The 23,896-nt window shown below is 42.0% G+C and carries 22 protein-coding genes; 11 read left to right on the forward strand and 11 right to left on the reverse strand.

The genetic code is table 11. The features are described 5' to 3' along the window. Positions 1-3 precede the first annotated feature (3 nt). The 5 genes from ACZ5XX_RS04485 to hemA all read left to right on the forward strand — a co-directional run bounded on the left by ACZ5XX_RS04485 (position 4) and on the right by hemA (position 4,756). Entirely contained in the window at positions 4-741 is a 738-nt protein-coding gene (locus ACZ5XX_RS04485; RefSeq protein WP_464586064.1) for an MJ0144 family RNA dihydrouridine synthase-like protein, read from the forward strand. A 103-nt stretch (positions 742-844) separates the two neighbouring features. Continuing rightward, positions 845-2,440 carry a methyl coenzyme M reductase system, component A2 gene (gene atwA, locus ACZ5XX_RS04490; protein WP_464586066.1) on the forward strand — a complete coding sequence of 532 codons (1,596 nt, stop codon included), beginning with the start codon at positions 845-847 and terminating at the stop codon, positions 2,438-2,440. A 27-nt stretch (positions 2,441-2,467) separates the two neighbouring features. Then, positions 2,468-2,947 (forward strand): methanogenesis marker 9 domain-containing protein, encoded by a 480-nt coding sequence (locus ACZ5XX_RS04495; RefSeq protein ID WP_464586068.1) that lies wholly within the window; start codon positions 2,468-2,470, stop codon positions 2,945-2,947. A 3-nt stretch (positions 2,948-2,950) separates the two neighbouring features. Beyond that, positions 2,951-3,577 (forward strand): precorrin-2 dehydrogenase/sirohydrochlorin ferrochelatase family protein, encoded by a 627-nt coding sequence (locus ACZ5XX_RS04500; RefSeq protein ID WP_464586070.1) that lies wholly within the window; start codon positions 2,951-2,953, stop codon positions 3,575-3,577. Next, positions 3,578-4,756 carry a glutamyl-tRNA reductase gene (gene hemA, locus ACZ5XX_RS04505; RefSeq protein ID WP_464586228.1) on the forward strand — a complete coding sequence of 393 codons (1,179 nt, stop codon included), beginning with the start codon at positions 3,578-3,580 and terminating at the stop codon, positions 4,754-4,756. Positions 4,757-4,853: 97 nt separating this feature from the next. On the opposite strand, the gene ACZ5XX_RS04510 is transcribed toward hemA, so the two are convergent. The 8 genes from ACZ5XX_RS04510 to eif1A all read right to left on the reverse strand — a co-directional run bounded on the left by ACZ5XX_RS04510 (position 4,854) and on the right by eif1A (position 12,460). After that, entirely contained in the window at positions 4,854-5,972 is a 1,119-nt protein-coding gene (locus ACZ5XX_RS04510; protein ID WP_464586073.1) for an AAA family ATPase, read from the reverse strand. A gap of 57 nt (positions 5,973-6,029) precedes the next feature. Next, entirely contained in the window at positions 6,030-6,875 is an 846-nt protein-coding gene (locus tag ACZ5XX_RS04515) for a TIM barrel protein (protein WP_464586075.1), read from the reverse strand. 7 nt (positions 6,876-6,882) lie between these two features. Continuing rightward, a complete protein-coding gene (locus tag ACZ5XX_RS04520; protein WP_464583010.1) occupies positions 6,883-7,896 on the reverse strand; it encodes a phosphorylating glyceraldehyde-3-phosphate dehydrogenase in 1,014 nt (337 codons plus the stop codon). A 103-nt stretch (positions 7,897-7,999) separates the two neighbouring features. Next, complete coding sequence (locus ACZ5XX_RS04525; RefSeq protein WP_464586230.1) at positions 8,000-9,058, reverse strand: DNA topoisomerase IV subunit A; 1,059 nt, start codon at positions 9,056-9,058, stop codon at positions 8,000-8,002. Beyond that, entirely contained in the window at positions 9,051-10,622 is a 1,572-nt protein-coding gene (top6B, locus tag ACZ5XX_RS04530) for a DNA topoisomerase VI subunit B (RefSeq protein WP_464583011.1), read from the reverse strand. Before top6B ends, ACZ5XX_RS04525 begins: the two co-directional genes overlap by 8 nt. 156 nt (positions 10,623-10,778) lie before the next feature. Continuing rightward, on the reverse strand, positions 10,779-11,345 hold the full coding sequence (locus ACZ5XX_RS04535; RefSeq protein WP_464583012.1) for a KH domain-containing protein: 567 nt from the start codon (positions 11,343-11,345) through the stop codon (positions 10,779-10,781). Between the two features lie 32 nt (positions 11,346-11,377). Beyond that, a complete protein-coding gene (locus ACZ5XX_RS04540) occupies positions 11,378-12,157 on the reverse strand; it encodes a serine protein kinase RIO (protein ID WP_464583013.1) in 780 nt (259 codons plus the stop codon). A 15-nt stretch (positions 12,158-12,172) separates the two neighbouring features. Further along, positions 12,173-12,460 (reverse strand): translation initiation factor eIF-1A, encoded by a 288-nt coding sequence (gene eif1A / locus ACZ5XX_RS04545; protein WP_464583014.1) that lies wholly within the window; start codon positions 12,458-12,460, stop codon positions 12,173-12,175. 141 nt (positions 12,461-12,601) lie between these two features. Here eif1A and ACZ5XX_RS04550 point away from each other — a divergent pair, with 141 nt between their 5' ends. Then, on the forward strand, positions 12,602-13,837 hold the full coding sequence (locus tag ACZ5XX_RS04550) for a molybdenum cofactor synthesis domain-containing protein (protein WP_464583015.1): 1,236 nt from the start codon (positions 12,602-12,604) through the stop codon (positions 13,835-13,837). On the opposite strand, the gene cobK is transcribed toward ACZ5XX_RS04550, so the two are convergent. Genes cobK through ACZ5XX_RS04565 form a run of 3 tightly spaced genes read right to left on the reverse strand, consistent with a single transcriptional unit; the run spans position 13,811 to position 17,482 of the window. After that, positions 13,811-14,587: a precorrin-6A reductase gene (cobK, locus tag ACZ5XX_RS04555; RefSeq protein ID WP_464583016.1), complete on the reverse strand. Its 777-nt coding sequence runs from the start codon at positions 14,585-14,587 to the stop codon at positions 13,811-13,813. The genes ACZ5XX_RS04550 and cobK overlap by 27 nt on opposite strands. Next, positions 14,584-17,070 (reverse strand): calcium-transporting P-type ATPase, PMR1-type, encoded by a 2,487-nt coding sequence (locus ACZ5XX_RS04560; protein WP_464583017.1) that lies wholly within the window; start codon positions 17,068-17,070, stop codon positions 14,584-14,586. The genes cobK and ACZ5XX_RS04560 overlap by 4 nt, the downstream gene beginning before the upstream one ends. A gap of 16 nt (positions 17,071-17,086) precedes the next feature. Then, positions 17,087-17,482, reverse strand: coding sequence for a UPF0146 family protein (locus ACZ5XX_RS04565; protein ID WP_464583018.1), 396 nt, complete (start codon positions 17,480-17,482; stop codon positions 17,087-17,089). 22 nt (positions 17,483-17,504) lie between these two features. On the opposite strand from ACZ5XX_RS04565, the gene rimI reads away from it, so the two are divergent. Genes rimI through ACZ5XX_RS04590 form a run of 5 tightly spaced genes read left to right on the forward strand, consistent with a single transcriptional unit; the run spans position 17,505 to position 23,863 of the window. Next, the gene (gene rimI, locus ACZ5XX_RS04570; protein ID WP_464586232.1) at positions 17,505-17,936 is read left to right on the forward strand and encodes a ribosomal protein S18-alanine N-acetyltransferase; all 432 of its coding nucleotides are present in this window, start codon (positions 17,505-17,507) and stop codon (positions 17,934-17,936) included. Between the two features lie 13 nt (positions 17,937-17,949). Next, positions 17,950-19,032, forward strand: coding sequence for a glutamine-hydrolyzing carbamoyl-phosphate synthase small subunit (gene carA, locus ACZ5XX_RS04575; RefSeq protein WP_464583019.1), 1,083 nt, complete (start codon positions 17,950-17,952; stop codon positions 19,030-19,032). A 10-nt stretch (positions 19,033-19,042) separates the two neighbouring features. After that, on the forward strand, positions 19,043-22,219 hold the full coding sequence (gene carB / locus ACZ5XX_RS04580) for a carbamoyl-phosphate synthase large subunit (protein WP_464583020.1): 3,177 nt from the start codon (positions 19,043-19,045) through the stop codon (positions 22,217-22,219). Between the two features lie 56 nt (positions 22,220-22,275). Beyond that, complete coding sequence (locus tag ACZ5XX_RS04585; RefSeq protein WP_464583021.1) at positions 22,276-23,427, forward strand: amidohydrolase family protein; 1,152 nt, start codon at positions 22,276-22,278, stop codon at positions 23,425-23,427. A gap of 4 nt (positions 23,428-23,431) precedes the next feature. Continuing rightward, the gene (locus ACZ5XX_RS04590; protein WP_464583022.1) at positions 23,432-23,863 is read left to right on the forward strand and encodes a universal stress protein; all 432 of its coding nucleotides are present in this window, start codon (positions 23,432-23,434) and stop codon (positions 23,861-23,863) included. Positions 23,864-23,896 lie beyond the last annotated feature (33 nt).

Consider the following 23,896-nt stretch of genomic DNA (forward strand, 5'->3'; position numbering starts at 1 on the left):
TCGATGATCCTTAAGGTATTAGCCCCCATGGCTGGTATTTCCAATGCAAGATTTTGCCTCAAACTAGCACCCTATGGTTTTAACATGGTTACACTAGGCGGCTATAACGCTGATAAACCAACGGTAAGAGCCGCCAAAAAGATAATGGAAAGGGGAAGATTGGAATTCGATTTTAGCGCTGATGAATTACCATATATAATTCAAGAAGAGGCTTCTTTGATAAAAAACAATGCAGATGTTATGGTATCTGTTAATTTGAGAGCTGTTTCGCCAGATCCTATTATAGAAATTTCAAAGATAAAAGAAGTTGATGTTGTGGAGATAAACGCTCATTGCCGCCAAGAGGAGCTTACAAGTATTGGTTGCGGCCAAGCACTCCTAATGGATTTTGAAAGATTGGAAGATTTCACAAGAGAGGTTGTGATAAGATCAGACTCGAAGGTTTCAGTTAAGATAAGGGGTAACGTACCTGGAATTGATGAATCGGAGGTCGTCAGGATTTTAGATAATAGCGGGGTGGATTATATCCATTTGGATGCTATGAAACCCGGTTTTGATTGTGCAGATCTTAAACTAGTAAATAGGGTGAGTAAGATGATAAAAAAGGCCGATTTGATAGGTAATAATTCTATAAGGGATTTAGAGTCTGCGAGGAGGATGTTAAAAGCGGGCGCGGATGGCATATCCATTGCAAGGGCTGCTATGAATGGAAAATTACCATTCGACCTATCATTATTATAATCAAAAAATGTGGATCCTAGAAACTTTTAATATAGTTTAATATTTAATATAAATTAGGTTATCATATTTACTTATCGGATCTGTATGAAAAAAGGGTGATTTCATGGCTTTTATAACACTAGAAAATGTTACGAAAACCTTCAAAGGAAGAGATGCCATTAAGAACATCAGTACAGAGATAGAAGAAGGTACTGTGCTCGGTATTCTAGGTAGAAGTGGTGCTGGGAAATCAGTGCTCATTAACATGCTCCGTGGCATGAAGGAGTATAAACCAGATAAAGGAAAGGTCATATATACAGTCGCAATCTGCCCAGAATGCCTACACGTCGAACCCCCATCCTATGAAGGTAAAAAATGCAAATGCGGCGCCACACTAGAATTAAGGGATGTTGATTTTTGGAACACCGACAAGAAAACATTCAACGCAATCAGAAGACGAAGCGCGATAATGCTCCAAAGAACCTTCGCATTATACGAAGATGACACAGTAATCGACAACATAACAAGAGCAATAACAGAAGGCGACTACGAAGAAAAAATCTACAAAGCCCTTGAATTATTAGAGATGACCCAGATGACCCACAGGGTAACTCACGTCGCCAGGGACTTGAGTGGGGGTGAAAAACAGAGAGTTGTCCTCGCAAGGCAACTTGCAAAGGATCCTATGGTCTTCCTGGCAGACGAACCCACAGGGACGCTCGACCCTAAAACAGCAGAACTCGTACACGACGCCCTCGTCAAAGGTGTGAAAGAAAAAGGTATAACGATGATCATAACATCACACTGGCCAGAGGTTGTGAAAGACCTCTCAGATCATCTAATATGGATCGACAAAGGAGAAATAGTCGAAGAAGGAGACCCAGAGGATATAGTGGCTAAATTCATGGAACAAGTGCCCACCCCAGAGAGGGTTAAAGAATATGAGGTTGCAGAGCCACTTATAATCATGCGAAATGTTAAAAAACACTACTATTCTATTGAACGTGGAGTTGTGAAAGCAGTTGACGGCGTAGACCTAACAGTCTACGAAGGTGAAATATTCGGGGTAGTGGGCTTGAGTGGCGCTGGTAAAACAACCCTATCAAGGATACTGTTTGGGCTAACAGAACCCAGCAGTGGAGAAGTATGCGTCAGACTCGGAGACAATTGGATCGATATGACAGAAAAGGGACCCCTAGGGCGTGGGAGAGTGACACCATACCTTGGCATATTACACCAAGAATACAGTCTATACCCCCATAGGACGGTCCTGGGCAACCTCACAGAGGCCATAAGCTTGGAATTACCCGCGGAATTCGCCAAAATGAAAGCACTCTATGTTCTAAAGGCTGTGGGATTCGACGAATCCTACGCCGAAAGCTTGCTGGAAAAATTCCCAGATGAATTAAGTGGTGGTGAACGCCACAGGGTCGCGCTAGCCCAAGTACTTATCAAAGAACCCAAGATAGTCATCCTAGATGAACCCACGGGTACAATGGATCCCATAACAAGGGTACATGTTGCAGATTCCATAATAAGGGCGAGAGAAGAACTAAACCAGACATTCCTGGTAATATCACACGACATGGATTTCGTACTAGATGTATGTGATAGGGCATCCCTAATGAGGGCTGGTAAAATAATCAAAACAGGAGACCCAAAAGAGATAGTCACAGAACTCACACCACCAGAAAAAGAGAAAATGTTAACAGAAGAATAAACCTGCATTCTTTTAGGAGGATTACCCTTGGGATGGGATGATGCGCCTTCACATGTTTGCAGAGGAGGAGACAAAAGAGCCCTAGCATTTTGCTGTCCCCCGATCAAACCCTGCCCCATACTATATGCCCTAGAGGATGCAGGCTTAACACCTGAAGAATACATAGCAATAAAAGAAGAATTCGCCAAGAGAACAAGATTAGGTGAAGGTGAAGGCACTTGCTTCGGGTCCCTAGTCTGGTGCTGTAAACCATCCAAACCCTGCCCCTTCAGAGACATGGTCATGAAAAGAATTAACATGACAATAGACGAATACATGGAACTCAAAAAAGAACTAGCCAAGAAATTAGTTGGAAGAGCCGAGACAATCGATAAAAAGGACATAAAAGCCCTTGCAGAGGCTTTTAATGTTCCAGTGGATGACGCGAGAGAAGCCCTAATACAAGCCAAAAACGACCTTAGAACTGCTATGAAAATACTCAGGATGAAAACCCTCGAACAGGGATAGGAAATGCCATGGACGCCCTTATTCTTTAAATTAGATGGCAAAAAAGTTTTAATATTGGGTTCGGGGGAAGTAGCCACTAGGAGGGCTATAAGGTTCCGAGAAGCCGGAGCCGAGGTAACAATCTGCGGAGATAACATACAACCTCACCTCAAAGAGATGGGCATCATACACCAGCCATTAAAGGAAATGGAAAAGCTGATCAAATGGGCGGACATCATAGTAACCGCAAGTGGAAACCCTAAACTAAACGAAAAAGCAGCATCTCTTGCATCAGGGAAACTCTTAAACAGAGCTGACAAACCCCAAGATGGGGATTTGATCGTCCCGATCACTTTTTCAACTGATGATGTGGAGATAGCAGTATCAACCCATGGCAAAAGTCCAATAATGGCCCGTGTCATACGAAACAAGATAGAAGATATAATAACAGAAGAAGACATCCTCCAGATAAGATTACAAGATTATGCGCGCCGCAAACTTAAAAAGATCATCTCAGATCAAAAAACACGGCGCAGAATACTCTACGATCTGATCAAAGACAATAAAATCCAAGCCCACCTAAAGAACGGGAATCTAGAAGCGGCTAAAAAATATATAGACTCTCTCCTAGAAGATATGGGGGTATCCTAGCTGATACTGAATATTAGAGTCGATCATAAGATAGCAGACATTGAGGGGATAGAAAAGGCAGATAAAATACTCGATAAAATCTTAGATGAACTAAAAGAGGATATAAAAGAGCACATCCCCATCAAAACATGTAATAGGATAGAACACTACCTTGTAGTCAAAGCACCCCCACAGGATATAAACCACCCAAATATAGTCATGGAAAAAGGCCAAAGTGCGCTCAAACACCTCCTAAGATTAGCGGCAGGGTTAGAGTCCATGATAATAGGCGAAGACCAGATACTGGGCCAAATAAAAGAGGCTAGGATAGCTGCTTTAAAAAGGGGGTCATGTGGACCCATCCTCGACACAATCTTCAACAAAGCCGTTCATGTGGGGCAATTAGTCCGTAACAAGACCCAAATAAACAAAGGATCAATTTCCATAGGCTCCGCCGCGGTAGAACTCGCAGAGTCCGTCCAAGGAGACCTAAAGTGTAAAAAGGTCCTCGTCATCGGGGCGGGGGAAATGGGCGCGTTAGTTGCAAGAGCCTTAGCAGAGAAACAATTAAAAGCCATAGTAGTTGCTAACAGGACATATGATAGGGCAGTTAAACTCGCAGAAGAACTTGGAGGATATGCAATACAATTTAACAGATTAGATGAGGCGCTATCAGATGCAGACGTGGTTATAAGCGCAACAGCAGCCCCACACTACATACTAACCCGTGAAAGAGTGGAAAAGGCCATACCAGTAGAAAGACGCGACAAGGTTGCGATGATAGATATAGCAAACCCAAGGGACATAGAAGAAAAGGTCAAGGAATTGGGGATAAAACTATTCAACATCGACGACTTGAGGGGTATAGCGGAAAAAAATCGCAGAAAACGCGAAAAAGAAGCCCAGAAAGCAGAGCAGATCATAGAAGAAGAACTAGGATTACTATCCAACTCACTTAAATATAAAAAAATAGAACCCCTAATTTCAAAGATACGCAAAAGCATGGAAGAAATCAGAGTAAAAGAGACGAAAAAGGCAATAAAGATGTTAGGCGAATTAGAAGGTGAAGAAAAGATAATAGAAGATCTTACAAGATCTATAGTAAATAAGATATTCCATGATATAGTATCAAGGTTGCGTGAAGCCGCCGAAGCCGATGACAAGGAACTTATAAGAGCCTGTGAAAGATTATTTAACTAAAATTTTGTATAAAATTTTATTTTGGGTTATTGCACCATCATCCATGCAAAAAAAGAACCCCCTTAAAGGATGATGATATCATGGGAGGGTTGGATTGTTATGCGAACATGTGCTTTGGATCATCAGCCTTTTTGTTATCTTTGAATACATTTTCGATATGTTTCTCTGTTATAGTATCTGAGTCTTCGGCTATGGCCTGGTGGAGGGCGTTCTTTAATATCTTCTCTTTTATGTCTCTTCCTGACATGCCCTTTGTTAGTTTCACTAGTTTTTCGATGGGATATTCTAGTTCGAGTGGCATGGTTTCTGCGTACCTTTTTATCATTTCCCTTCTTTCATCAGCTGTTGGGAGTGTGAATTCTATCTCTTCCTCAAAGCGGCTTCTGAGGGCGTTGTCTAATAGTGTGGGGTTGTTTGTGGCTCCGATTGTGACTACTCCATAATTTTCGTTTATACCATCCATTTCTGTGAGGAGGGCGTTCACTATCTCTGACACGTCACCTCTTATGGATTGATATTTTCTGTCTAATCCTATTGCATCTATCTCATCTATGAATATGACTGATGGGGCCGTTTTTGAGGCGAGCTCATATAATTCATGGATTTGACGGGCACCATCCCCCACATGGTCCCCTATGAGACTTGTTGCCTTTATGAGGTATAATGGGACGTCTAATTCATTGGCGAGTGACTTTGCAAGCATAGTTTTACCCGTCCCTGGGGTGCCATAGAATAATACGTTCCGTGGAGCCCATTCTTTGAAGTTTTCCGGATCTTCAAGATACTTCATTATAATCTTACACTTCATCTTTGCGTGTTCTTGCCCTATAACATCATCCATTCTAATGTTACTTTGGACTTCATGGAAATCTTCGATTTTCCCGGTTTCTATTAATACGATGGAAGTGTTCTTGTTAATCTTTGAATTATCTGGGTAGGCCCTTATAATCTTGAATGCATAATCTGGTAATAGTCTCTGGTCAAATAGGTATGAGCCTTCAGTTACCATGAAGCCATCCCATTGCTCTCTTGCATATAATTCGAAAAGTTCATTATTGGTAACTTCTATTTTAGGCGTTTCAATAAGATTACAAATGAAAGGGTATCCGACCGGTTGCAGTACCACTAGTTTCGCTTTTTTCTCTGGTTTCATCAATCTAGTGGGTGTTTTTTTATCTGTGGTCTGTGTGTCATGGACGATATTACTAAATTTCACCGCATCACCGAGAATAAAATTTTTCCTTCATAATATTGTAATGGAACTACTAGTATATTATATTTTCCCATCTGATAGGTCCATTAGGGTTTCTTTAATTTTGAGGGCGTCACGATCTCTCTGTGGTGTCTCACAGATTATCGTATAATCCCAGCCTTTTTCGATGAGAGCATAGAGTATAGGCTCTAATGGGGGTCCATAGTCCGTTTCATCTAGATTGTGATGTTTTTTCTCCCCCTTGTCTGTATATTCTATCCTAGTGTAATGGCAATGTAAATGCTTGATATCTAGGTTATCCTCTAACAAGTCTAGTATATTTATATAATCTTCAACTGTTCTGGGCGCTCCCCTCCTCCTGGCATATATGTGTGCGAAGTCGATTGTTGGCTCGAAATTATCAAATGATTTGCAGATTCTGATAATCTCGGATAAACTACCAAGTTGGGATATTCTACCAGTAGTCTCCGGGGCGAAACAGAAATCTTGGATATCAGATGCTTCCATCTCCTCTAAAAGTCGGCTTATAGATTCTTCACAGACTTTAAGGGCCCTTTCTCTATTTTGACCAGAATAGAAGCCGGGGTGGAACACTATCCTGTATGCTCCCATCCATTCCCCGGCTCTTGCAGCTTGTATTAACCGTTCAATGGATCTTTCACGCACATCATCCTTTGGAGAGCAAAGATTGATATAATATGGTGCATGGATGGACACGAGGATGTCATTCTTGGTGGAATCTTCCTTGATCCCCTTAGCGATCCTTTCACTTACCCTGACACCATAAGTGGCCTGGTACTCATAAGCATCGAGGTTCATGGCCCGTATATAACTGCAAACTTTACTAGATTCTCCCTTGTAATTGATTGGATTACCTGCTGGGCCCAACCTTATCATGTTAATCATCAACTACTTAGAGAATCCCCATAGCCTTATTTGTCTTTTCTATAGACTTTTTATTATCTTCTTCAAGTTCTAGTAGGGCTCTTATAGCATCTACGCTCTCTGGTACTGCGTCGGCTTCTTGGTGCACTGCTTGCATATAATATAATTCATCATCCACTATGTTCAGGGATTCTTCCCATACAGCGATTTCATAGAGGTCGCTGCGTGGGCGGCCTAACTCTCTTGCATACTCCATTATCTCAGCTGTGGATGCGAGGCCTTCACTCGCTTTTACAAGCATCACCCTAGATGTTTTGTCGAGTTTTTCTTTTATTTCTTCTATGTCCACAGGATTTTTGAGTTCCACCATAATATTGTGCTGGTGCATTAGTGTTGTGGGGACTAGTAAGGCCACTGTATTGATGTTGATGCCATACATGACTGTTTTGAGGTCTGGGCCGTGGTGTGATGGTACTGTTGGAGGGTTCGGCACAATAGCATTAATAGGACCCTTTTTTACCTGGACTGGGTCTGCTGCTCTTCTCACCATAACGGCTCTGACCTTTTTTATACCACAGATGTCATCTATGGGTTTTAATGTGCGGCAAAGGCCTGTGGTGTTGCATGATACTACCCTTGTATAGTCTGCTCCGAGGGAATCGTCATAATTTGTGAAGGAATTGAAGGATAATCCTATGTCCTCGTGTTTTTCTCCTCCTTGAAATATTGCTTTTATACCCTTTTCCTTGTACATTTTAAGGTTTTTAGCGCCTATGCCCTCTGGCGTGGCGTCCACTATTATGTCTGCTTCTTCTATCATGTCTTCAACTGTCCCGCTGATTTCGATCCCGGCCTCCTGGAAGAGTTTTTCTCTTTCGGGTATGCTTATATAGAGGTCATAGCCTTTTTTGATGGCCATTCTAGCCTCGAAGTCGGGTTTTGTCTTGCTCACACCCACTATCTTCATGTCCTTCTGGGCGGCTACTGCATCCGCCACTCTTTTACCTATGGTCCCATATCCATTTATAGCTACAGATACCATCTTTATAACCTCCCCCACCCCCGTAATTTGGGGGGATGACATGTGAAAATTCTATTTTCTGTTAAATATAATCTTTTCTTCTGGATTCTAAAGGGTAAATTATTTAGGTTTCTATTTCATCCAATTTTTCTGGGAGGTATGTGTCAACAACATATTCGAGGCCATATTTTGAGAATGATTGTTGTTCGGCCTTTTTACCTATTTTTAACATTTTCTTGATTTCTCTCTTCCAGAAATCGTCCTTGTAACGAGGGTCGCGTAGAAGTTCCTTGAGTCTTAAGATGTCGATGTCCTTTAGGGGGTCTGTGGGCAGATCATAGTTTATTATGTCACTCGCTGTTACTCCTAGGAATCTGGCGTCTGGGGTTGCTAGTTCGTGGTTTACATGGGCTAGTTTGGCGCTTCCTGATATTATGACCATGGCTATGTGGAATCCCCAGGGGTCTCCGTCATTGCAAATGTAAATTGGGAGGTTTAGTTCATCGTTCACCCTTTTGAGGAATCTTCTTGTCGCCCTTGCAGCCTGGCCCTTTAACCCTACTATGAGTGAATCGAATTTTTTGTAAGCTTTTTCCTGGACTAGACGATGGTACATACCCATGGTTTCGACTGCTATAACCCTCTCAACGTCGTGGTCGATGAATTCTACTTCGTCGATGGTTGGTGGTATCGTATAACCTGATTTACCGGCTTTCAAAGCGTTTATTTCAATGTCGCCTTCGCGTACTGTTAATTCTCCATATACTGCTGCGCCGTCTTCTTCTGGTAATAGTCCGAGGTCTTCGCGGGTCATCCCAAGGGTGACTTCAAGGTCTTCGCCTATGATATTAGATTCTTGTTGGTCTGCGAAGTCAACATCCCAACCTTCTGAAACATAATATAATTCCCTTAGGGTTGCTGTTTTGTTTTTCTTGACAAGGTCTTTGCAGAAGTTGGCTATGTATAGCATCTGGGCTATCTTTTTTATCTGTTTAACATTTCCCATGGATCTAACACCATATTTTTCGCCGAGGATATAGTGGCGCTTTTTATCATCATATATGATATTGGATGTGCTCCTGGAGGGTACTTTTATCCTTGGCACTTTATTCTGGGCGACATCTTCTATTATCATCTCGCCTAAGCCTTTAAGTTTTTGCAGTGCTATTTCTCTTCTATTCATCATCTGGTTCACCTAGGAGTTCTGCCTTCGCTTTTCTTGTCACTTTCTGGAGTAGGGGTTTATAATCGGGTTTTTCCTTTTCTGCTAGGAGGGCTGCTTCTCTCATTATAATGGGGATGTATGTTTCGAATACTCTGGCCCTTTTGGCTTCTTCTTTAGCCGCTTTCTTGGCCCTTATATGTTTTTGTAGTTTGCGGGCTACTTGCATTGTGGCTTGTCTAACCTCTTGTAATATTTCGGGTTCTGGGGCTATGCTTTGTTTTCCTGTTGAAAGGTATGGGACGTTGGTTGACACAATATTTATGAAGATTGTGAGGGGTGCGTTTTCAAGGTCTCTTATACCATACCTCTTCCAGTCAAGGGTTCTAACCCCTTCGGTTAGTGCGCAGCTTCCTTGGTCGAATGTGAGTGGCACGCGGTTCGCGAACCTCATTATCTCGGTTTTTCGTTGTTCCCCGACAAGTCTGCCTGCTTTGCCACCATATGCTACGGCTGCTTCTATTATAAATGGTATACCACCTCTATAGGTTAGTGGTCTTCTTGTGGTTGCTGCTACGAACTCTGGGTTTAATATTTCTTTCATGCCCTTTTCTATCTGGTCTTTCCCTATTGGTATGAGTCCTTTGGTTGGAGGGGCCATGAAGTCCATTCTTTTGAAAGCTTCTACTATTTCTTCGGCTTCTTCCCATGTCATGTCCCTGGGCCTTTTGTTGAAGTCTATGTTGGTTAGTTTTTCAAGTTCTTTGACTTTTTTTGTGGACATTCTAGAGAGTGAGCTTGTGAGCAAGCTTCTGAAACGTCTTTTATCTGTGTGTTTTGCCATGAATATTAGGTCGTCTGCTGTAACACCCCTTGGGTGGGGTAGTATTTCTTTTGGTAGTGGGGGTATGACTTTGGATGCCCTTTTAAATACGTATTTTTTCCCTGTGGGGTCTGTGAATGTGATCTGGGCGTGTGGGTTTCCTATCATCGTCCTCCGGATATATTCATAGGCTCCTTGTTCTGAGAGTGAATATGAAACTTCTTTGAAATGGAGTTTTACGCGTACTCCAGTCCCCTCTGGGTTGATCTCTTCTTTTTCTAGGACTAGTCCTTTGTTCTTTTTCACATCCATTTTTAGGGACATTTTCACTCCTTTGAGTTCGCCGTCTTCTTTGTATGCTGATGTGATGGTGGCTGGTTTTCCTGTTGTCATCTGGGAGAGTAGTACGCAGCCGCTGCATCCGAGGCCTTGTTGTCCCCTTGATTGGATGTTTCTAAATTTTGAACCTGCGAACATTGTGCAGAAGACTTTGGGTATGTAGTCTTCTGGTATGCCTGGGCCATTATCCTCATGTTCTAGGATGTAGTGGTCTTTGCCAACTCTTTTCAGGTTTATTTTTATGTTGGGGAGTATGCCGGCTTCTTCGGCGGCGTCAAGGCTATTTGTTATTAGTTCATGGAATACCATGGTAAGGGATCTTATCTTACCCGAGAAACCTAACATTTGCCTGTTTTTACGGAAGAATTCTGATGCGGTAAGTTCTTGGAATTCTTCGAATAGTTCTCCTGCCTGTCTCTCCAAAAAGTAGCCTCCCTTCAACTTTTAAAATTATTTCCTATAGGGTTATATTGTAATTTGTCCCATATATATCAAGCGATTATAAGATGAGGTTTTTAGTAATATCTTTTGAGTATTTTAAAGAAACCTTTTATTAAAATGATAGTTTTTTTGTTGATTTTATCTTATATTAGCACTCTCTTCAAATTCTTTTATTTCCAATTCTTGTTTCTTTTTTTCGAGGAAGGAGTATACAGACTTGTGCCTAGCCCCTTTAAGGAGCATTTCAATGGCTTCTCTTGCAACCATAAGATTTTCGAACTCACCTATCAATGCAACGGTCTTACCATAAACGGATATGTCAACGGAGGTCATTTCATGTATTATTTGGCGTGTTATACCACCACGTCCTATTATCCTCCCCTTTTGTCTTGCTATGGCCTTCTTGGATTTGCCCACATAATCTGGTATGTTTATGATATCAAGAGTTACATTATCATGTATGAGGCGCATGGCAATCTCCGGATTAAAACCCCTACCTATAGCCTTGACAATATTACGCGCCTTCCAAGGGGAAAGGGGATCATCAAGCTTCTCATCTGGTATTATAGTCACAACACCTGTTTCACTGTCAATATCAAGCCTAGTCTGTGTTAGCCTTTCTATACGCTCCTTAGTTTCCCCTCTTTTCCCTATGAGAACCCCTATCCTCTCCTTCGGGATTTTCAAGTATTCTTCTGTTGGCACTTAAAATACACCCCCCATGGGCTATAAGTTAATCATATTATCATCTTCCTTATCTCTTGAGGAGTTGATGAAACACCAAAACGTTTAAAATCCCTACTAACATTCTTAATGTCTCTCTCAAGTAATTCCATTGCGATTGGATGATCAACTACAACAGCCTGTGAAATGTCAATGATAACAGGTTCCTCATCAAAATTGAGGATATTAAATGCTGAAAGATCCCCATGGACTAACCCAGCCTCCCTATACAATAACCTCATATAATATATTATTTTATTGAACATCTCTTGAGGATCTAGTGGTGGGGCCTCCTTTAACGTTGGCGCGGGATTACCCTCCCTGTCACCTATAAACTCCATTATTAGGACGTTCTCCCTTGAAACAAATGGCCTTGGAACCCTAACACCATTCTCATATGCCCTTTTAAGGTTCCTAAATTCTTTGTTCACCCAAGTATGGACTATCTGCCTCTTATTGCCCATTTTAACCTTGAAACGTGGATCGCCTTGGATGTAATATTGCATTTTCCTAAAATCAGAAGTTGCAATACGATAAATTTTAACAGCCACAAAATTATCGTTATCATCTAGGCCTTTAAAAACATTAGCCTCCTTACCAGTGCTTATAACACCATCAAGAACAGCGAGATAACCAGTATTTGACAGTTTATAGAGAACTTCAAGGGTTCTTTTATCGAAAACTTCACTTGCAACACGCCTATCCTCCACGCTCTTAAGGCGCTTCTCGGATTTCAACCTTTCCAATGCAGCATCGACTTTGTGGAAGGTCTTATCCTTCTTATCAGCGGACAATTAAATCATCTTCCACTATAAATTCAAGTAACCCCTTCTCTCGAGCCAGTTAGCCTCGGTACGCGTATACCTCCATACTATATCAGCCCTCTCATCACTTTGAAACTCCCAGGGCTTCACAAGTACAACATCACCCTCCCTGATCCATATCCTCTTTTTCATCTTACCTGGTATGCGTCCAAGGCGGGTTTTACCATCACTACATATAACCTTCAACTTACCATGACCTAGTATTTGTTCAACAATCCCAGGTATTTCACCCTTCCTAGGTATTCTAACTCTTCTAACTTCCTCTGTACCCAAATAATCTCCTCCATCTACACTTCTAGAAAAAGACAATAATAATATCTCTATAACATAATATAAAATAATTGTTTTTACAATAAATACCCCCTTGGGGGTATAATAGGAGCTTAGAATAAGAACCAGGGAGGGGATCATGGGATGGGCCGCGAATTCCTAGATCTTGTAGATATATCAGAAGCTCATAAGATAATCCGCAACCTTTTCAAGGAAATCTATCATCCGCCAAGGATGGAAAAAGTAAACTTGAAAAATGCATATGGCAGAGTCCTAGCCCAGGACGTGAAAAGTCCAATTGACCTGCCACCATTTAACCGCGCTTCGAGAGATGGATACGCCTTAAAAGCAGAGGACACATTCCACGCCTCTGAAGACAATCCAAGCACCCTAAAGTGCATTGAAGTGATAGAGGCTGGTGACATTCCACAAAAAAAGGTTAAGAGAGGGTGCTGTTCACGTATAAGCACGGGAGCCCAGATACCTGAGGGCGCGGATGCCATAGTCATGGTTGAATATACAGAAGAAGATGATGATAATATTCTAATTTATAGAAGCGCATATCCCGGCCAACACATCACCCCTAAAGGCTCAGACATACCAAAAAATGATATCATAGCCAGGAAAGGTTCAATATTGTCACCAGAAAAGATTGGGGCGATAAGCGCAGCTGGAATATCCAAGGTGCCAGTGATAGCCAAGCCAAAAATAGGCATACTCTCAACAGGAAACGAATTAATAGAACCTTCAAATGATCAGGCCCCCGGCAAAATTTTTGATTCGAATTCCCATAGTATCGCAGCTGCGGTTAAAAATTGCGGATGCGAACCAAAAATTCTAGGTATTGTGAAAGATGATTACAAAGAACTTTCTAAGGCCATCCGAGAAGGCCTCCTAGAATGTGACATCCTCATAACTTCTGGTGGAACTTCTGCCGGCGCCGGTGACATGCTCAGGGAAGTCATCCATGACAATGGCGAAGTTATGATCCATGGAATCTCCATAAAACCTGGCAAACCCACCCTTATAGGTAAAGTCGATGGTAAACTCGTATTCGGCCTCCCGGGATTCCCTGTTTCTGCTCTGATAATCTTTGATGTTCTTCTACGCCCCTACCTAATGGAACTTTCAGGCAAAACTCCACTTGGATATCATACAATTGAATTACCACTCGCACACAGATTACATTCATCGAAGGGTAGAATACACTATGCTCTTGTAAAGGTAAAAAATAGCAAAGTATATCCCATATTGAAGGATTCAGGTGCCATAGCGTCACTTGCAGATGCAGATGGTTACATTAAAATCCCTAAAAATGTTGAGATACTTGAAGAAGGCTCCAAAGTCAAAGTTTCACCTTTCCTCCCGTACGAATGCTAAAAGTTCATCCATATCATCAAATACGAGTTTATCATCTATTTCAAGGGATGGTCTGTTCACGAGTATAACTGGGATCCCAAGATCCTCAGCAGCCTTCACCTTCTCTATTAATCCACCAGTTTCCCCGCTCTCCTTTGTGATCACGGCGATTGCATTATATTCCTTCATAATTTCCCTATTAAGGGCCCTTGAGAAGGTTCCTTGCATTGCTATTATTCGCTCCCCAGTTATACCCACCCTATAACATGCCTCTATAGAATGTGGATGGGGTAAAACACGGACCACTATTCTCTCCGCCCCAATCTGATCGATCACATCCTTAAGTGTTGAAACACCAGCCAAATGTAAAATATTACCATCCTTTTCTTCCAGGATCTTGGCCGCCACCCGCCCAGCCACCTTGAAGGAATCAACTCTCAAAACATCCGCATCTAATTCTGGAGTCGGCCTTTCAAAGCGGATATAATATGTTAAGGTCTCATCAGAGGCTCTGATAGCGTTTTCAGTGGCCTTCACTGCGAATGGGTGGGTTGCATCTATTATCATATTAACATTTTCAATCTTAAGAACCTGAACCAATCTTCTCTTGTTAAGGGCCTCTGTTATTATCTTATCAGCCCCAGCAGCCTTGGCTAGTCTACCACCATAATCTGTTGTGGTTGTGGCTATTATCCTATGATCTGTGGATTCCTTAAGTTTCTTTATTATTTCCACGGCATCATGGGTTCCTGCCATTACAAGGATATTCATAATGTTCTCCTCTTATCCACCCACCTGATTATCGTCTCATGTACTAATATGATTGAAGCTACCAGTACTATGAGCAGCCAATCCATAATGGAAATCGACCTGGTCCTAAATATGCCCTGTAATGGTGGCAGATATATGACAAGCAATTGTAGTATGAATGATGCTGCAATGGCAAAAAAAAGCAACTTATTTGAAAATCCGCTCTGTGATTTGCAATTAAATACATTGAAAATCTGGAACATTACAAATGTTGTGAATGCTATTGTAGTTGCCTTGGCATCCCCAACGGATAACTTGTACATGTAAATGGCTAGTGTGCCTATCGCCATTATAATACCTGCTAATACTATCCTGAGCAAGTTCCTCTGGGGTAGTATCTCCTCTTTTTCCGGTTTCCTTGACATTATATCCCTTTCTGGGGGTTCGACTCCTAGTGACTGTGCTGGGGGTCCGTCCATGATAATATTTATCCAGAGGATCTGGATTGGATTGAATGGGAGGGGCATGTTCATCACAGAAGATGATACTATGGTGAGGATGGCTCCAACATTCGTTGAAACTTGGAATTTAACAAAACGTCTTATATTATCGAATATTGTACGCCCCTCCTTCACCGCTTTTACGATGGTGGCGAAATTGTCGTCCTGGAGCACCATGTCAGAGGCTTCTTTGGCAACATCTGTACCGCTTCCCATTGCAACGCCAATGGCCGCCCTTTTAAGTGCTGGTGCATCATTAACCCCATCTCCTGTCATTGCAACTACATGACCACGACTTTGAAGTGTCTCAACAATCCTAACTTTCTGCTGGGGAAAAACCCGTGCATAGACTCTTATATCCTCCACCATGGACTCGAATTCTTCATCACTGAGCTCGTCTAATTCTTCACCAGTGATGGCTTCACCATCCTCCATTAGGTTCAATTCTTTGGCGATTGCAACTGCCGTCTCCTTATGGTCTCCGGTTATCATCACAACTTTTATACCCGCCCTTTTACAAGTTTCTATGGCCTCTACAGCCTCTTTCCTAGGGGGGTCCATCATACCAACAAGACCGACGAAGATAAGATCCTTTTCAAGATCATCCCCCTCTAGGCTATTAAGTGGCTTATATGCTAGTGCAAGCACTCTAAGAGCCTGAGATGTCATCTCACCCAATTTGTTCTCCCAATATTCTAAATCGGCATCGTTGAATTTTCTTATTTTCCCTTCTTCTTCGATGTAAGCTGTTCTCTCCAATATTATCTCAGGCGCTCCTTTAATAAACAAGTAATATCCCGAGGTTGAGGAGTGTATAGTGCTCATTCTTTTACGTTCACTGTCAAGTGGTATCTCTTTTATCCGTGGATATTCTTCTTCAAGTTTTTCTTTTATGTAACCGTTATCCTTTGCAAAGAGCAGTAATGCAGCATCCGTAGGATCTCCTATAATTTTGTCATTGGAAAAACTTGCATTATTACAGAGTGCACAAACCTCCAATGCTCTGTTCTTCGAGGTTAATGATGATTTTCTCACTCTCATCTTGTTGAGGGTTAGTGTGCCTGTCTTGTCAGTGCATATGAAGGTGCAGGATCCTAAGGTTTCTACCGCGAGGAGTTTTCTTATAATGGCATTGTTTCTTGCCATTTTTTGCATGCCGAGTGCAAGGGTTAGTGTTAAAATTGCTGGGAGGCCCTCTGGTACAGAAGCCACTGCTAGTGAAACAGCAGTCATGAAGGTTTCAACAATATTGATTCCCTTCAAGAACTGGAGTATGAAGACTATGAAACATACGATGACAGCTATGAGTCCTAGGCTCTTCCCCAGACGGGATATTTTCTCTTGGAGTGGGGTTTTACCCTCCTCTTCTTGGATCATCCCCGCGATTTTACCTATGGCTGTTTCCATTCCAACTGCTATCACAACACCCTTACCCCGACCCGAGACAACATTTGAATCCATGTAGGCAATATTATCCACTTTGTCGCTCACTTCATGGGTTTTATGGACTGGTATTGATTCGCCGGTGATTATAGACTCGTCTATCCTGAGGTCGGAAGTTTCTATAAGTCTCAAGTCTGCTGGTACATTGTCGCCTTCCTCTATCACTACTATGTCCCCTATGGTTAATTCACTTGCGGGTATCTTTTTTGTTTCCCCATCCCGTATTACAACAGCTTCAGTAGCAATGAGACTCTTGAGTTTTTCCATGGCCTTTTCGGCTCGATATTCTTGCATGAAGCCTATGATAGCGTTTACAACAACAACAAATAATATTACCATGGAGTCTAGTAAATCGCCTATGAAATAGGAGACTAAAGCAGCTACGATTAATAGTATTATAAGGACGTCCATGAACTGGTTTAAGAATAATCTGAACGGTCCTTCCTTTTTTTCTTCGACTAATTCGTTTTTACCATACTTTGAGAGGCGGGCCCTGGCCTCCTCTGAACTCAGACCTTCCTGGGACGTTTCAAGTTCCTCCAAGACTTTATCAGTTTCCATATGCTCCCATTTCACCCTAGATATCTCCTTTCGTCGGTTGGTATTCGTAAAAGAAGCTTCTTTTATAGTTTATGAGTTTCATATTCCCTGGGGGATGTTCTGTGGCTAGTGGCCTTATCAAAAGTTTAGCTTTCACATTATCCGCTACTTTTACAAGGGGCATGTATAATTCTATTGGGGGTCTTATGGAGTATATTAACCTGGCTCCTTTATATATTTCTAACCTAGGATTTGTGATATCATCTTTTATTATATGGGGGTGGGAAGGTTTAATATCTGTTAAGATCAGATCAATCATTGAATGTTCTTGGAGATACTCTGCAACTTTGAAGAATCTTCCAACACCTACCTCTACTACTTTATCATTTGGGTTGCATTCTTGTATTATATATGATGCAAGGCATTTCCACATACATATCACGGAGACAAGTATGATGATGGTGAGGGAATTCAAGCCACAGGATCTTAAGAGGGTTATGGAAATTGAGAGCATGTCCTTTGATGAACCCTATCCCCCACAGCTTCTACGTTATCTTTATGATATAGGGGCTGGTTTTCTCGTTGCCCAAGAAGATAATATGGTTGTAGGGTATATTATATTTTGGATAAGGTTTGAAAATGAGGGACATATCATATCACTAGCAGTTGACAAGAAATATCGCCGCAGAAAATTCGGAACAAGGCTTGTACAAGCGGCAATAGACATTTTTGAAAAATTTGGCGTTAATATTGTTAAATTAGAGGTTAGGGCGAAAAATGTAGGGGCTATAAAATTTTATAAGAGCCTAGGGTTTAAAGAAGAGAATAGGATACCACATTATTATGAGAATGGTGACGATGCAGTGGTGATGAAAAAAGAACTATAAAACTGGTGATCTAATGGTTAAAGAAGCTAAGCTTGCCCTGGAGGATGGAACCCTACTCAAGGGTGAGGGTTTCGGTTTCGAAACAGTTAAAAGTGGAGAAGTCGTATTCGCAACTGGTATGACAGGCTATGTTGAAGCACTCACCGACCCATCATATAAGGGCCAAATTTTAATGTTAACATATCCCCTCCAGGGAAACTATGGTATATCAAGTAAATGGTACCAATCAGATGGTATAAAAGCAGAGGGACTTATTGTAAGGGAACAATGCAAAAGGCCATCACATCACATGATGGAAAAGACACTTTCAGACTTCCTAGAAGAATATGAGATCCCTGGAATCAGTGGTGTTGATACAAGAGCCCTAACAATAAAAATAAGGGAAAAAGGGACCATGAAGGGGGCTCTAGCGACTGAGGAGATTGATGATGATGAACTTCTAAGATTGGCCATTGAACAACCAGACATACGTGAATTAGATCTTGTAGATAAAGTCTCCGTAAAGGAGCCTAAGATTTTGCATGAAGAACACAACAATAGAATCGCTATAATAGACTGCGGAACAAAAAACAATATAATAAAAGCCTTCCTGGAAAGGGAGGTTAGCGTGGCCCTTCTACCATATAATACAAGCCCAGATAGGATACTGGAATATGACCCTGATGCCATACTAGTATCAAACGGTCCTGGAGACCCAACAAGGGTCAAAGAGGCTATAGAAACAGTTAAGAGGTTATCAGAGAGGCTTCCGATATTCGGGATCTGCCTTGGTCAACAAATAATAGCACTAGCATTCAATGCGAAAATATACAAGATGAAATTCGGACACAGAGGAGCCAACCAACCAGTTAAAAACCTAGAAACGGGAGAAGTCTCCATAACATCACAAAACCATGGCTTTGCAATAGACCCAAAATCAACAGACGAAAAAAGTATCAAAATAACCCACTTAAACCTTAATGACGGGACAGTTGAAGGAATACAACATCGAGAACTACCCATTATGGGCGTCCAATACCATCCAGAAGCCGGACCAGGACCACATGACACATACAACGTTTTTGACAAATTCGTGAAGATAATGAAAGAATATTAGGGGATCACAGATGCCACGGGATAAAAGCATAAAAAAGGTGCTTATAATAGGTTCAGGGCCGATCCAGATAGGACAAGCGGCCGAATTCGACTACTCAGGTTCCCAAGCATGTAAAGCCCTGAGAGAGGAGGGTGTTAAGACAATACTAGTCAATTCAAACCCAGCAACGATCCAAACAGACATGGAGATGGCTGATAAAGTCTATATTGAACCATTAACACCAGAGATAGTGGCCAAGATTATAGAAAAGGAAAAACCAGACGCTCTACTCCCAACTATGGGTGGACAGACAGGCCTAAACGTTGCAACAGGACTAGCACAAATAGGGGCACTAGAAGATGTTAAGGTCATAGGCTCATCCATTGAGACAATAAGGAACGTCGAAGACAGAGACCTCTTCGACAGCCTCATGAAAAAGCTTAACGAACCAGTACCCAAGGCAAAGGCTGTTGAATCAATTGAAGAGGCCTTAGAGGCCGTTAAAGAGATAGGTTACCCTGTTATCGTGAGACCAGCATTCACACTAGGAGGGACTGGTGGAGGAGTGGCCCACAACCCAGAAGAACTCAAGGAAGTGGTCACAAGAGGCCTTGAAATGAGCTTCATAAACCAGGTCCTCATAGACCAATCAGTACTAGGCTGGAAAGAATTCGAATACGAGGTTATGCGGGACAAAAATGACACATGCATCATCGTCTGTAACATGGAAAACATAGACCCAATGGGCATACACACAGGTGAGAGTATAGTTGTTGCACCAGCCCAGACACTAAGTGATGAAGAAAACCAAAAGCTCAGAGACGCGTCCCTCAAGATAATAAGAGCCCTTAAAATCGAGGGAGGATGTAACATACAATTCGCAGTGCACCCTCAGACAGGGGAATATAAAGTCATCGAAGTGAATCCAAGGGTTAGCCGGAGCAGTGCACTAGCATCCAAGGCAACAGGCTACCCCATAGCCAAGATAGCTGCCAAGATAGCCATAGGCCTCACACTCGACGAAATACAAAATGATATCACAAAAGAAACACCAGCCTCATTCGAACCAAGCATAGACTATGTAGTAACTAAAATACCCCGCTGGCCATTCGACAAATTCAGGGAAATAGACAGGCACATTGGGGTCCAGATGAAATCCACAGGAGAAGTCATGGCTATCGGCAGGACAATGGAGGAATCCTTGCATAAGGCTATAAGATCATTAGATATTGGAAGATATGGTTTTGAAGAAGTTCCATTCACCACTGGCGACCTTGCCAATCCCACCGATGAAAGATTATTCCAAGTATACACAGCATTAAAAAATGGGATGAGCATTGATAAAGTCTATGAACTTACAAAGATTGATAAATTCTTCCTATACAAGATACTTGAGATAATAAAGTTTGAAAAGTCCCTCAAAGGGGGAGGAATAGACCCCAAAACATTAAAAAGGGCCAAAAGGTTGGGTTTTTCAGACAAGAAAATAGCCCAACTTACAGGTTTAAAGGAGAAGGAAATACGTGACCTGCGCAAGAAGCATGATATAAAACCAGTATATAAGATGGTTGACACTTGTGCCGCCGAATTCGAAGCTAAAACACCATATTATTATGGATCCTATGACATGGAAGATGAGGTGGAGGTTTCAAAGAAACCAAAAGTCCTAATAATAGGATCAGGGCCCATAAGGATAGGCCAGGGCATAGAATTTGACTATTGTTGTGTCCATGCGACCATGGCCTTCAGAGAGGAAGGATTCGAAACAATAATGGTAAACAACAACCCAGAAACAGTAAGTACGGACTATGACATATCAGATAAACTCTACTTCGAACCCTTAACCCTAGAGGATGTGCTAGCCATAATCAACAAAGAAAAACCAGACGGAGTCGTGGTCCAATTCGGAGGCCAAACATCAATTAACCTCGCAGTTCCACTCGCAAAAGAAGGGGTAAGGATACTTGGAACTCCACATGAGAGCATTGACAAAGTTGAAGATCGTGAAAGATTCACAAAGGTCTTGGAAAAACTGAAGATACCCCAAGCCCCATATGGTATAGCAAAATCATTCGAGGACGCCAGACGCGTCGCTGAAAAAATAGGATACCCGGTGCTTGTAAGACCATCATACGTCCTCGGTGGGAGGGCAATGGAGATAGTCTACGACGAAAAAGAACTTGAAGAGTATATGGAAGAGGCTGTCAGAGTTTCCCCAAAACATCCAATACTCGTTGACAAATTCCTAGAGGATGCCATAGAAGTTGACGTCGACGCATTATGCGATGGCGAAGAAGTCTACATAGGGGGGATCATGGAACATATAGAAGAAGCAGGTGTCCACTCAGGAGATTCGGCATGTGTCATGCCACCACAGACCATCCCAGAGAATATAATAAAAATCATAAAAGATTACACAAGAAAACTTGCACTAGAACTAAAGGTTGTGGGGTTAATAAACATACAATATGCTGTTAAAGCCAATGAAGACCCACCAGTCTATATACTCGAAGCCAACCCCAGGGCGAGCAGGACAGTACCTTTCGTGAGCAAGGCAACAGGAGTGCCACTGGCAAAAGTCGCCGCGAAGCTTATGCTAGGCGAAAAATTATCATCAATGGGCTTGACTTCAGAAAAAGAAATAGACCACGTGGCGGTTAAGGAATCTGTATTCCCATTCATTAAACTTCCAGGGGCCGACTCAGTCCTTGGACCCGAGATGAAATCTACCGGTGAAAGCATGGGTATCGATGAAAACTTCGGCCTCGCCTATTACAAGTCACAACTTTCAGCCAATATGGAATTGCCAGTAGAAGGTAAAATCTTCATAAGTGTTAAGGACCCTGACAAGGCAAAAATAGCAGACATAGTGCAAAAAGCAGAGGAACTGGGATTCAAAGTTATAGCGACACGCGGCACTGCGGAGGCTGTGAAGAACATCTCAAAGGTGGAAGTTATAAATAAGGTGAGCCAAGCTTCGCCTAACATAAAAGACGCCATACTCTCTGGTGAAGTGGGACTTATAATAAACACGCCCTCTGGTAAACAATCAGCCGATGACGGATACATCATAAGGAGAATGGCTATAGAATTGGGAATACCATATGTCACGACACTCGCGGGTGCAAGAGCGGCTTTAAACGCCATAGAAGCTGTTAAAATGGGTAAAATAACGGTTAAATCCCTCAATGAGTATCATGCATCCTAGTGTAGGATCCACCCCATAGAATGTGGGGATTTCAAGGTTTTTTTCAGGGATTCAAAATGCTCGTTATTGAAAATGGTATTGTATTAGAAGGTATGGATTTAGACCCTAAAAGGGTGAATATTGCAATAGAAGATGGTAAAATAACGGAGATAAGTAGGGAAAAAATCCCATCAGATCATAAAATAGACGCAGAAGGGTGCATCATAGCCCCTGGGTTTATAAATGCACATGTACACACTGCCGACAGCATCCTAAAGGACTTGGGTGATGGTAAAAGTTTAGATGAGATAGTGAAACCCCCAATGGGATTGAAACATAAGATGCTCGAGAACGCAAAAGACAAGGAAATCAAGGAGGCTACTAGGGCTTCCATTATAGAAATGATATCCACTGGTACCACAACCTTCATAGACTATAGGGAGGGGGGGATAAAGGGCATAAAATTACTTAAAAACGCACTAAAAGGTTTGCCTATAAATTCAATCATACTAGGAAGGGACCCAATCTTTTTAGAGGAAAACCCAAGCACGACAAAGTTGAAAAATAGGATAATAAAACTTCTAAGATTCGCTGATGGGATAGGTCCGAGCGGATTCGGCGAAATAACCGATGAAACAGCTCACAAGATCGTGGAAGAATGTGAAAAATGGGATAAAATAGCATCAATCCACGTAGCCGAAAGTATTAAAGCTCAGAGATTCTCAGTGGAAAAGACAGGTAAAAGTGAAGTGCAAAGGGCCATAGATGCAGGATTCCATTTACTTGTACATTTTACCAACCCACTCCCAGGGGACCTCCAACTAGTCTCAAAGAATAAAGCTACAATTGTCGCATGTCCAAGATCAAATGGGATGCTAGCGACAGGGATACCACCCATAGCAAAGATACATAAGAATGTTAACTTGCTCTTGGGAACCGATAATATAATGTTTAACGCGCCAGACATGTTCAGGGAAATGGAATACACCCTAAAGGTTACAAGAGCCCTTAAAGGGGGCTATTTCCATCCCAGGGAAGTTTTGAAGATGGTGACAACAAACTTTCACAGATTCTTTGACAAAAAAATAGGATGCATAGCTGAGGGTTTCCAAGCAGATCTTATAATAGTTGAATCCTTATCCAAGAACCCCTATCTTTCACTTATTAATAGAAGCCAATCGAAAAATATAAGATATGTTATAATAAAAGGTAAAATAGTTAAGAGGTGAACTTATGTACAAAAAAATCCTCCTACCCACCGACGGCTCCGAATATGCTAACAAGGCAGCTGAACATGCAATATGGATAGCGAAGGAGAGTGGTGCGGAGATAGTGGCATTAACGGTCATGGAAACATCTACTTTTATAGGATTGCCAGCTGACGACCTCATAATACGAATCAAGGAAATCCTCGAAGAAGAGGCCTCAAATTCCTTGGATAAGATAAAAAAGCTTGTTGAGGAATCAGGTCACGATATCAAACTCACATTAAAGACAGATGAAGGTTCCCCGGCGGATTCGATCTTGAATACGATAGAAGAAGAGGGTGTGGATCTTGTGGTAATGGGGACCTCAGGCAAACATGGCCTTGACAGGTTCCTTCTTGGGAGCGTGACAGAGAAGGTTGTAAGATCTGCAAAGTGTCCGGTATTAGTGGTCCATTAACATCTTCAAAAAACTGATTTTTGGAGCGGGTGT

The organism is Methanothermobacter crinale, from assembly GCF_055397825.1.